The sequence below is a fragment of the Phenylobacterium sp. genome, from assembly GCF_036501465.1.
Taxonomy (GTDB): Bacteria; Pseudomonadota; Alphaproteobacteria; order Caulobacterales; family Caulobacteraceae; genus Phenylobacterium.
On the sequence record NZ_DASYAF010000093.1, the window covers coordinates 1 to 10,399 of the forward strand.

At 68.1% G+C, this 10,399-nt stretch carries 11 protein-coding genes and 1 tRNA gene; 6 read left to right on the top strand and 6 right to left on the bottom strand.

The genetic code is table 11. From position 1 onward, the window contains the following. Window positions 1-315, bottom strand: a 315-nt coding sequence (locus tag VGL85_RS10170) for a hypothetical protein (RefSeq protein WP_331588710.1), incomplete at its 3' end; no start/stop codon positions are given. Window positions 316-557: 242 nt separating this feature from the next. On the opposite strand from VGL85_RS10170, the gene VGL85_RS10175 reads away from it, so the two are divergent. From VGL85_RS10175 to VGL85_RS10190, 4 genes are all read left to right on the top strand, one after another. After that, the gene (locus VGL85_RS10175; RefSeq protein WP_331588712.1) at window positions 558-1,025 is read left to right on the top strand and encodes a response regulator; all 468 of its coding nucleotides are present in this window, start codon (window positions 558-560) and stop codon (window positions 1,023-1,025) included. Window positions 1,026-1,151: 126 nt separating this feature from the next. Continuing rightward, window positions 1,152-2,030: a hypothetical protein gene (locus VGL85_RS10180; RefSeq protein WP_331588714.1), complete on the top strand. Its 879-nt coding sequence runs from the start codon at window positions 1,152-1,154 to the stop codon at window positions 2,028-2,030. Next, the gene (locus tag VGL85_RS10185) at window positions 2,008-4,152 is read left to right on the top strand and encodes an adenylate/guanylate cyclase domain-containing protein (RefSeq protein ID WP_331588716.1); all 2,145 of its coding nucleotides are present in this window, start codon (window positions 2,008-2,010) and stop codon (window positions 4,150-4,152) included. Before VGL85_RS10180 ends, VGL85_RS10185 begins: the two co-directional genes overlap by 23 nt. Window positions 4,153-4,204: 52 nt before the next feature. Then, window positions 4,205-5,212, top strand: a complete 1,008-nt coding sequence (locus VGL85_RS10190; RefSeq protein ID WP_331588718.1) for a M48 family metallopeptidase — start codon at window positions 4,205-4,207, stop codon at window positions 5,210-5,212. A gap of 62 nt (window positions 5,213-5,274) precedes the next feature. On the opposite strand, the gene VGL85_RS10195 is transcribed toward VGL85_RS10190, so the two are convergent. From VGL85_RS10195 to VGL85_RS10210, 4 genes are all read right to left on the bottom strand, one after another. Beyond that, a tRNA-Ser gene (locus VGL85_RS10195) sits at window positions 5,275-5,364 on the bottom strand. Window positions 5,365-5,471: 107 nt separating this feature from the next. Beyond that, window positions 5,472-6,446: a PEPxxWA-CTERM sorting domain-containing protein gene (locus VGL85_RS10200; protein ID WP_331588720.1), complete on the bottom strand. Its 975-nt coding sequence runs from the start codon at window positions 6,444-6,446 to the stop codon at window positions 5,472-5,474. 137 nt (window positions 6,447-6,583) lie between these two features. Continuing rightward, the gene (locus tag VGL85_RS10205) at window positions 6,584-7,231 is read right to left on the bottom strand and encodes a PEPxxWA-CTERM sorting domain-containing protein (protein ID WP_331588722.1); all 648 of its coding nucleotides are present in this window, start codon (window positions 7,229-7,231) and stop codon (window positions 6,584-6,586) included. Between the two features lie 84 nt (window positions 7,232-7,315). Further along, window positions 7,316-7,588 carry a sel1 repeat family protein gene (locus tag VGL85_RS10210; protein WP_331588724.1) on the bottom strand — a complete coding sequence of 91 codons (273 nt, stop codon included), beginning with the start codon at window positions 7,586-7,588 and terminating at the stop codon, window positions 7,316-7,318. Window positions 7,589-7,880: 292 nt separating this feature from the next. Here VGL85_RS10210 and VGL85_RS10215 point away from each other — a divergent pair, with 292 nt between their 5' ends. Further along, on the top strand, window positions 7,881-8,468 hold the full coding sequence (locus VGL85_RS10215; protein WP_331588726.1) for an RcnB family protein: 588 nt from the start codon (window positions 7,881-7,883) through the stop codon (window positions 8,466-8,468). Here the strand turns inward: VGL85_RS10215 and gatB are convergent. Beyond that, the gene (gene gatB / locus VGL85_RS10220; RefSeq protein ID WP_331588728.1) at window positions 8,465-9,958 is read right to left on the bottom strand and encodes an Asp-tRNA(Asn)/Glu-tRNA(Gln) amidotransferase subunit GatB; all 1,494 of its coding nucleotides are present in this window, start codon (window positions 9,956-9,958) and stop codon (window positions 8,465-8,467) included. The genes VGL85_RS10215 and gatB overlap by 4 nt on opposite strands. A gap of 238 nt (window positions 9,959-10,196) precedes the next feature. Between gatB and VGL85_RS10225 the strand changes: the two genes are divergently transcribed. Continuing rightward, on the top strand, window positions 10,197-10,399 hold a 203-nt coding region (locus tag VGL85_RS10225), incomplete at its 3' end, for a hypothetical protein (RefSeq protein ID WP_331588730.1).

Consider the following 10,399-nt stretch of genomic DNA (forward strand, 5'->3'; position numbering starts at 1 on the left):
GTCCTTGAGATCGGCCGCGAGATCGGGGGACGGGTGGCGGATCTGGTAGAGGCCGCGCTGGTCGGCTGCGCGGGCCCAGGCGGCGATGTCGTGGCCCTGCGGGACCTCGACCATGGTGTTGACACCACGCGCCTTCCAGGCGTCCATCTGGGCCACGGACTGCACCCAGACCCCCAGCACGAAGAACCTTGGCCCCGCCGGCGCGCGCGCCGGGGCCTGCGCGGCGGGCTGGGCCGCGGCCGATAGGGCCCAGCCCAGCAGAGCCGCCGCCGCGAGCCCTGTCAGACCCGCCCTCGCCCGCGCCGTCACGCTCATTCCGCAGCTCCCGTCGTCGTGGCCAACCTAGCGTCGGGCGCCCGTCCCCGTCCCGGCGAAATCCCAACAGGCCGGGCCGCGACGATAGGCCGCGCAGCCCTGGCCCCTCTCTCTCGCAACCGTGACCATTGACCCGCCCATGGGTTGTACGGCCTGAATTGACACAACCTTAGGGCTATCCGAAGGTCGGGGCGTGGTGCCGCCGATTCAGCGACGCGGGCCATGAGAAGGACTGCGCCTCGATGCTCGCCGGCTCAGGAGACCCGTCAGCCACAGTCGCCGACAGCGGCGGCGAACTTCGGGTGCTGGCGGCCGAGGACAACGACACCAATCAGCTGGTGCTGAAGGTCCTGCTGTCGCAGGCGGGGGTCACGCCGACCCTGGTCGAGAACGGCCGGGCGGCGCTGGAAGCCTGGGAGGCGGGAACCTGGGACATCATCCTGATGGACATCCAGATGCCGGTGATGGACGGGGTGACCGCGACGCGTGAGATCCGGGCCCGGGAGGCGCAGACGGGCCGCGCGCGGACGCCGATCATCGCGGTCACCGCCAACGCCATGACCCACCAGGTCGCCGAGTACAAGGCGGCCGGCATGGACGGCATGGCTCCCAAGCCGATCGACATGACGCTGTTGTTCCACGCCATGGAACAGGCGTTGGAGCCGGTCTACCCGGACGCGCCCGAAGCGTTGCGCGGGGTCTGGGGCTGAACCCCCGCAGGGCTTTCAAGGCTTTGCTTTCGAAATCCATCGTTCTTCGGCTAGAGTGAAGCCAGGGAGAGAGTGTCCGGCCGTGCGGATGGGCCCCGCGCGACGGAATGTGCTTGGGGGACGGCGATGGGCGTTGCACGGCTCAGGAAACTGGGAATCGGATCGATCGCGGCCGGGCTGGCCGTGGCCTTTGGGTTGGCGGCGTCGCCGACGATGGCGCTGGCCGGGCCGTTCGACATCCTGAAGAGCCTGCCGATTCCATCCAACCTGCCATCGATGCCGGCGGCGGCGCCGAAACCCGCCGCGCCGACGCCCACGACCAGCGCCGCGCCCGGCGCGATGATGGTCACCGCATCCACGCAGCAGGCGCCCCTGCACAAGCTGGGCACGGACGCCGTCGCGGTGGTCGAGACCGCCACGCCCGGGGCCCCGGTCCAGATGATGGACTACGTCTTCGCCAAGCAGCAGATAAAGCTGCCCGCCAAGGGCAAGGTCAGCCTGAGCTACCTGTCCGGTTGCCTGACCGAGACCTTCACCGGCGGCACGATCACCGTCGGGCTGAAGGACGCCACGGTGGCCGGCGGCGTGCGCGCTCAGGCGCTGCGCCCCGGCTGCAAGCCGCCGACCCCGATCGTCCTCGCCTCGGCCTCCGAGGCCGGCGCGACGGTCAACCGGGTCACGCCCTTCACCGGCGTCGACTGGGACGAACGGACGCTGAAGGCCGGCGCGCCGGTGTTCAAATGGGACAAGACCAAGTTCGCCGGCGTGACCACGATCCGCATCCGCGACATGGAAAAGGGTGGCGAGGTCGTCTGGGAGGCGCCGGTCACCAAGGACTGGATCGCCTATCCGCCCGCCGCCGCGAAGCTGGTCGTCGGCGATCCCTACAAGGCCGAGGCCGTGGCCGGCGGCAACGTGGTCGCCTCGGCGCTGTTCTCCATCGACCCGGCGCTGGACGTGAATGACAGCATGGCCAGCCGCGTTGTCCCTCTCAGCGCCTCCTAAGGCCGAGGCCGGCGCGAACGGGGCGCGGCGGCGCCAGTATCGCCGCCGCTTGCTGGCCGCGGCGGTCATCGGCCTGATCGCCGGCCTGCTGGCCATCCTGCCCCAGTCGCGGGACTTCGAACTGCGCGGCATCGACTTCCTGCTGCCCTTGCGCCAACTGGCGTTCGGGCCGCTGTTCCCGCCGTCGAAGTCCGACGTGGTGGTCGTGGCGATCGACGAGCAGACCTACCGCACCGAACCGTTCGCGAACACGCCCAAGGTCGCCTGGACGCCCTACTACGGCTTCGTGATCGATGCGGTGGACGCCGCCGGCCCTAAGGCCATCGGCCTCGACACCATCCTGCCCACCACGCTGGACCGGCCGGAACTGCTGCTGGGCTACGACCGCCCGTTCCTGCTGTCGCTGCGCAAGGCGGCGATGCAGAACCACCTGGTGATGGGCGAGACGAAGCTGTCGGGCCAGATCCTGGCGCCCTACGCCGGACAGATCCTCGCCGCCAACGGCCAGGACAACGTGCGGCTGCTGAACATGCCGATGGAGAACGACGACGTCGTGCGCCGCTATCTGGCGGGTTATGCGACACAGGAAGGCGGCCACGTCCCTTCGTTCGGCGTCGAGCTCGCCCGACGCGCCGGCGCCAAGCCGCCGACGGGCGAATTCATCATCAACTTCAACACCGGCGCGGGCGACGTGCCGGTCTACAGCATGGTCGACCTCTATGCCTGCGCCGTCGCCGGCAAGACCGACTATTTCCGTAAGGCCTTCGCCGGCAAGATCGTGCTGCTGGCCGAGACCCTGGACATCGAGGACCGGTTCCGCGGCGCCAAGCGGCTGGACTGGAACGAGGGCGCCGCGGCCCGCGCCGCACCCGCCCGCTGCGCCGTGGCCGCCGATCCGACCCTCGCCACCAACCTGAACCGCCGCTCCATGCCCGGCGTGCTGATCCAGGCCGCGGCGATCAACACGCTGACCAAGAACCTGGCGCTGACCCAGCTGGGCGCGCCGGCGACCTTCCTGCTGGTCGGCCTGGCCACCTTCGCGCTCGCCGCGGCCTTCCTGGCGCTCGCGCCGGTGAGCGGAGCGGCGGTGGGCATAGCGGCGCTGGCGCTGGAGGGTGCGGCCTCGGTGGCGGCGCTGGAGGCCAAGACGGTGGCCCCGGCCGCGAGCCTGCTGGTCACCGCGATCCTGGCCTACACCCTGATCTACGCCTACCGCTTCGTGATCGAGGATCGCGAGAAGCGCTGGGTGCAGCACGCTTTCCGCCACTATCTGGCGCCGGCGCTGGTGGACCAGCTGATGGACCAGCCCGAGGCGCTGAAGCTGGGCGGCGACCAGCGCCTGATCACCGTGATGTTCACCGACATCGCCGGCTTCACCACCATCAGCGAGGGCCTGAAGGAGACGCCGGAGAAGCTGGTCGAGCTGATGAACCGCTACCTGACCATGATGACCGGGCCGATCAGCGCCAACGATGGCTATATCGACAAGTTCATCGGCGACGCGGTGATGGCCATCTGGGGCGCGCCCCTGGCGGTGGCCGACCCTGAGCGCAAGGCGGTGGACACCGCCCTCGCCTGCCAGAGGGCGCTGGCCGAGTTCAATCGCGACGTGACGCCCGAATACCTGCCGTCCGGCCAGCTCGGCACCCGCTTCGGCATCCACACTGGGGTGGCCATCGCCGGCAACATGGGCTCCGAAGAGCGGCTGAATTACACGGTGACCGGCGACATGGTGAACCTGTCGGCGCGGCTGGAGGGCGCCAACAAGGAATACGGCACCACCCTGATGATCAGCGAGGCCACCGCGGCGGCCCTGGATGACAGCTATGTGCTGCGCCGGCTCGACCGGCTGATCGTCAAGGGCAAGACCGAGCCGATCCTGGTCTATGAGGTGCTGGGCCGGGCCGGCGAGGTCGGACCGGAAGACCTGGCGCGGGTCGCCGCCTTCGAGGCGGCGCTGGCCAAGCACGACGCGCGCGACTTCAAGGCCGCCCTGGCGGGGTTCCAGGCGCAGGCGAGCGTCGATCCGCCCTCCAAGGTCTATGCGGAACGGTGTAAAGGATACCTGGAAGCGCCGCCGCCGGCCGGATGGCGGGGCGAATTCGCGTTGAAGACGAAATGACGTGCGAAATCAAATCGATTGACGTGAGATAGACGGGAACTGGGAGGCGGAAATGGGCGGGCCGATGAAGGACTGGGGTGCAACCCTGGTGGGGCGTTTGGAAACCGACCGCAGGAGCCTGCTGGGCGGCATGGCGGCGGCCGGCGCGGCGATGGCCGCGGGGCCCGCGCTGGCGCAGATCCCGAACTTCCCGGGCCTGCCCAGCCTGCCGACCGGGCCGGGCGGCATGGACCTCAACGCCCTGGCGGGCCAGGTGGCCGGCGTGCTGCAGAAGATGCAGTTCACCGAGGCCGACGAGATCACCATGGGCCAGAACTACTATCAGAAGTTCATCGACCAGTCGGGCGGGGTCTACAACTCGCAGGTCGACCAGGAGGCGTTGCGCGACTTCGCCAAGCCGGTGTTCGCCACCACCAAGCGCCCGGGCCTGCCTTGGGAGGTCGTGCTGATCGACAACGACACGGTGAACGCCTGGGCCCTGCCCGGCGCCAAGATCGCCGTGCACAAGGGCTTGATCCGCTATGTGGCGACGCCTGAAGAACTGGCGGCGGTGCTCAGCCACGAGGCCGGCCACGCCGAGCTCAGCCACGGCATCGCCCAGATCAAGAACAAGACCTTCACCCAGGGCATGACCGACATCGGCAAGCAGCAGCTGGTCGCCCAGGCCACCCGCAAGGCCGGCGCCGTCGGCGGCCTGATCTCCGACCAGTTGCTGACCGCCCTGGAGGGCCCGATCTTCGACATGATCACCAGCGGCTATTCGCAGAACCTGGAGTTCGCCGCCGATGGCCATATCGTCGGCGTGTTCGACACCATCGGCTACGACAAGGGCCGCGCCACCGACTTCTACAGCACCCTGTTGAAGCTGTTCCCCCCGTCCACCAAGGCCACCACCTCGCTCTACGCCACCCACCCGGGCACCAAGGACCGCATCAAGCGGCTCGACGCGGCGATCAAGAAGGACAAGACCCCGCTCGGGACCAACGTCGGCCACCCCGGCTGGGACCAGCTCAAGACCTCGTTCCCGACCCGGACGCACTTCCGGCTGGCGAACGCCTGATTTCGTCAGAGGGCCCCGCGAGCGCGGTAAGTCCTGCGGAGCCCGTCAGGGCGAAGCAGGAATGGCGGTGACGGAGGGATTCGAACCCTCGATACCCTTTCAGGTATGACGATTTAGCAAACCGTTGCCTTCAGCCACTCGGCCACGTCACCACTTTGAAAACGCTGGGATTCTCGCCCGGCGAATCCGACCGGCGGCGAGCCCTGGAAGATGGGCTCGCGCCGGGATCGCGGTTTCTAGCCGAGGACGGCGGTTCTGCCTAGACGGCGAGTTGGCGCTGGCGGCGCAGCGCCGCCCCTGCAAGGCCGAAGCCCGCGATCATCAGCGCCCAGGTCGCCGGTTCCGGCACGCCCAGGATATTGCGGCCGGAAGCCAGCTCCTGCACGTCCACGTCGGGCGTGAAGGTGGTGGTGAAGGTGTCGCTGGCGTCGATCTGGCCGCCGCGGTTGGTGAGCAGTTGCAGGCCCGCCACCACGAGAACGGTCTGGCCCGGCGCCAGCATCAGCGCATCGGCCGTCGACGCAGCCCCCGAGCAGGAGCCCGTGGTCCCGTTGAGGGTCGGCGAAGGCGGGGTGACGCCGCTCACCAGGGTCGTGGTGGTCATGTTGGCCGCCAGGACGCCCGTGGCGCCGCAGGGCGCCTCGAAGACGCTGTCGAACAGGGTGAGCGCGTCGGGGCTGCCCAGGCTGGTGATCAGCGACGGGTCCCAGACGCCCAGATAGCTGACCGCGATCGCCCCGCCCGCGGCCGTACCGTCGGCGCCGCCGCTGAAGCTGTCGATGTGCAGGGCGCCCGCCACGTCGAACGCCGTCGTGGTGTCGCCGGTGTTGGTGTAGGTCTGGTAGCCGAAGGCGTTGATGCCCATCCGGTCCGTCGCGCCGGAATTCGACGACCCATGCAGCACCGGCAGATCCTCGCCGCCGAAGGCTACGATGCCGCTGACATTGGAGGCCGGATCGTTCGGCAGCGCCACCGGGCCGCCGCCAAGCGCCACGCCGGTGGTTCCGTTGAGCACGAGGCTGGTGTTCGAGGTCGACGACGTCCCGCCGGAGATGCCGTAGGCGATGATCGTCTGCCCGGTCTGGGCCCCATCGCAGACCGGATTGCCGACGCATTCGCGATAGGTCCCGAAGGCCGCCGAGCCGAAGGCCGCCTGAGCCGACGCGCCGTGTGCGCCGCCCAGCGAGACCGCTCCGGCCGCCGCCGCGGCCAACAACGCCATCCTGATCCGCATGATGTTCCCCAAAACCCCGGCGGACTCCGGCCACCGACCGGCGAACAGGGTTAGAGGAACCACATCTGCGGGCAACGCCCCTCGCGTCAGCCGCGAAAAATACGCGCCGAGAAGCGATTGCGTGGCTTGAGGAGGCGCTAGGCGGCCAGGACGCGGCGGCGGCGTAGGGCGGAGCCGGCGGCCGCAAAGCCGCCGATCATCAGGGCCCAGCTCGCCGGTTCGGGCGCGCCGGGCGTGAGCAGGGTCGTCGTGCCGCCGATGTAGCCTTCCTTCACGACGCCATCGACCGTGCGCTGGACGCCGACCGACAGGACCAGCGGAATGTCGTTGTAGGTGGTGGAACCGAGCCCGACGGCGCCGCCGGCCGAGAGCCGGAACGAGAGATCCTGCGAGGCGGGGCCGCCGCCGACCCAAAGGACATCGTAATGGAACAGGCCGAACGGCGATTCCGTGATGTTCTGGGCGAGGTGCGGGTTGAGGGCCGCGAAGTGGCTGGTGAGCACCAGGTCGTTGAGGTTGGGCGAGCCCACGACGTCGAAGGCGGCTGAATTGAGGGTTCCGTCGGTCGCGAAGGTGACCCCATCGGCCAGATGGATGTCGACCTGGGTGAAGCTGGAATTGCCGGTGCTGACCGTGGCTTCGCCATAGAGGCCAAGGCCGCAGCCGCCGTTGCAGCCGTCGACATCGAGGTAGAGCGTCTCAGACGCGTGGCTCGCGCCGGCGCAGGCCAGGGTCGCCGCCCCGATCGCCACCGCCGCCAATTGCTTCGCACTATCGATTGTCACAAGAGCCCCCAACTGCGCCCAGGATCTCGAGAGTGCTTTGATTCGCGAGGACTTTCCGCCGACTCCCGGTTGCAGGGGAAGGCTTCAGCCGTGGGCGAGCCACTCGCGGGCCTGGCGCTGCGCCTCGGCGATCTCGTCGGAGGCCATCTCTTCCGAGAGCTCCTTGCGATAGACCTTGGCTTCAACCGATCCGCGCATGGCGGCCAGGTTGAACAGCATGTGGGCCGAAACGTAGTCGAGCGGCGCCCCGCCCTGCCCCGTCGAATAGAGCAGTCCCAGGCGGAACAGTTCGTCGCCAGAGGCTTCCGCACTCGGCAGCGGGAGCCCACCATCGGCGACTTGCAGTTGTGCAAGCATGACCTTTGTCCCTGTCTTGGCCGCTGCGACCCCCATTCTGGAGGCGCCTCACCCGGCCTTTGTTGGGACGCATGGAAACAGCCTCGCGCTGAACACATGGTTAAGGCGGCTGTTGTCGGGCCTTCATCTGGCCACAGGCGTTAAAAGGTCGCAGGCTTGGCCGTAGCGGCCCGCGCCCTCGCCAAACTTTCCATGAACCTGTTCAGCCTGAGTTCAGGCGTGGGTGACATTGTAAGCTCCCAACATCGGTAAGCTCGACCGTAGAAGCGATTTTTAGGATGATGCCGGGCCCATGCGCCGCCTGATCTGCCTTCTGGCCGCCGTCGCGGCCGTCGCCAGCCCACTGGCGACGGCGGGCCGCGCCATGGCTGACGATCATCACGGGCGCCACGAACAGGGCAGTGGGCGTCAGGGCATGGGCCGGATCTTCGGCGGCAGCGGCGGCCGTGGCCAGGCCGCCCAACCCTACCGGCCACAGGAATATCGCCCTCAGGAGTATCGTCAGCCCGAGTACCGCCAGGCGGAGCCGCGGGGCCAGGAAAACCGGGGCCAGGAGTACCGCGGCCAGGAATACCGGCCGGAGGCCTATCGCGGCGAGCCCGCCGATCCCCGCTACGGCTACCGCGGCGGCGCGCAGGCCTATGGGGGCGCGCGCGATCCGCGCTACGACCCGCGGGTCTACGCCCCGCCGCCCAGCGCCTATAGCGCCGCGCCGCGCCGCGGCGGCTACATGGGCCCTGAAGGCGCCCCGGTGGTCGGCGACTATGCGGCCAAACGCCTGCGCCCTCCGCCGCCCGGCTATGACTGGATGCAGACCCCACGCGGCTACGCCCTGGTGTCGCGCCAGACGCACCAGGTGTTCGACGTGGTGCCTTACTAGGCGCCGAGCTTCGCGCGCAGCAGCTGGTTGATCACGCCGGGGTTGGCCTTGCCGCCGGTGGCCTTCATCACCTGGCCCACGAACCAGCCGATCGCCTGGGGCTTTTCGGCCACCTGGGCGGCCTGGCCCGGATTGTCGGCGATGAGCTGGTCGATGATCGCCTCCAGGGCGCCGGTGTCGGAAACCTGCTTCAGGCCCTGCTTCTCGACGATCTGCGAGGCGTCGCCCTCGCCGTTCCACATCCGCTCGAAGACGTCCTTGGCGATCTTCGAAGAGATGACGTTCTCCTCGATCAGCCGGACCAGCTCGGCGATGGCGGCAGGCGCGATCGGGCTGGCCTCGATCTCGATGCCGCCGGCCGTCAGCCGCGCGGCCAGGTCGTTGGTCACCCAGTTGGCGGTGAGCTTGGCGTCGCGGCCTTTCGCGGCGGCCTCATAGAAGTCGGCGCGCGCCTGCTCGCTGATCAGCACCTGGGCGTCGTAGGCGGACAGGCCGTACTGCGACTGGAAGCGCGCCTTCTTGGCGTCCGGCAGCTCCGGCAGGGTGGCCTCGATCTTCTTCACCCAGTCCGGATCGAGGACCAGCGGCAGCAGGTCGGGGTCGGGGAAGTAGCGGTAGTCGTGCGCATCCTCCTTGGAGCGCATGGACCGCGTCTCGCCCTTGTTCGGGTCGAACAGCCGGGTTTCCTGGTCGATCTTGCCGCCATCCTCCAGGATCTCGATCTGGCGGCGCGCCTCGTACTCGATGGCCTGCTGGATATAGCGGTAGGAATTGACGTTCTTGATCTCGCAGCGCGTGCCCAGGTGCTTGAAGCTGCCGGTCTCGCGGAATTTCTCATAGTCGCCCGGGCGGCAGACAGAGACGTTCACGTCGGCGCGCAGATTACCCTTCTCCATGTCGCCGTCGCAGGTGCCCAGGTAGACCAGGATGGTGCGCAGCTTCTTCACATAGGCGGCCGCCTCTTCCGAGGTGCGCATATCCGGCATCGACACGATCTCCATCAGAGCCGTGCCGGCGCGGTTGAGGTCGATATAGGTGGCGTTGGGATCCTGGTCGTGCAGCGACTTGCCGGCGTCCTGCTCCAGGTGCAGGCGCTCGATGCGCACGGTGAAGGTCGAGCCGTCGTCGTGTTCGACGATCACCTCGCCCTCGCCGACAATCGGATCCTTGTACTGGCTGATCTGGTAGCCCTGCGGCAGGTCGGGGAAGAAGTAGTTCTTTCGATCGAACCTGGACCAATGGTTGATCTGGGCCTTCAGCCCGAGGCCGGTCTTCACCGCCTGCTCCACACAGTGGCGGTTGATCACCGGCAGCATGCCCGGCATGGCCGCGTCCACTAGGCTGACCTGCTCGTTCGGCCCGGCGCCAAAGCCCACCGCGGCGCCGGAGAACAGCTTGGCGTTCGAGGCCACCTGGGCATGGACTTCCAGCCCCAGGACGATTTCCCACGGGCCGGTGCGACCTTCGATCGTCTTGCTCTTTTCGCTCATGAGGGTTCCCTACCTCTGCAGCGCCAAAAGGCAAAGCATGACACCAGCGTCACCTTGCGCGCGGAACCGAATGAGGCCATCGTTTCGGTGACGAACGTAGAGGCGCTGGGAGCCAAAACCTCGACTGACTGAAATAAACGAGCAGCGTTCGTAATCTCGCCGCGATTTCCGGCGAACCAAGTTCCAGCGAAGCGCTATAGCTTCGCGGGCAAAACCTCAGGGGAAGGACCCACAAGCCATGAAGACCACCCTCGTTGCGGGCCTTGCCGCCCTCGCAACCCTCGCCGCCGTTCCGGCCTTCGCTCAGGCGCCGGCCTCCGGCCCGCTGACCGTCGACAAGTCCACCATCGGCACGATCTGGGCCGACGCGAAGGGCAAGGAGGTCCTGCAGAAGGACGTGCCCGGGATCGAACAGTTCATGGACCAGATCAAGGACATGAC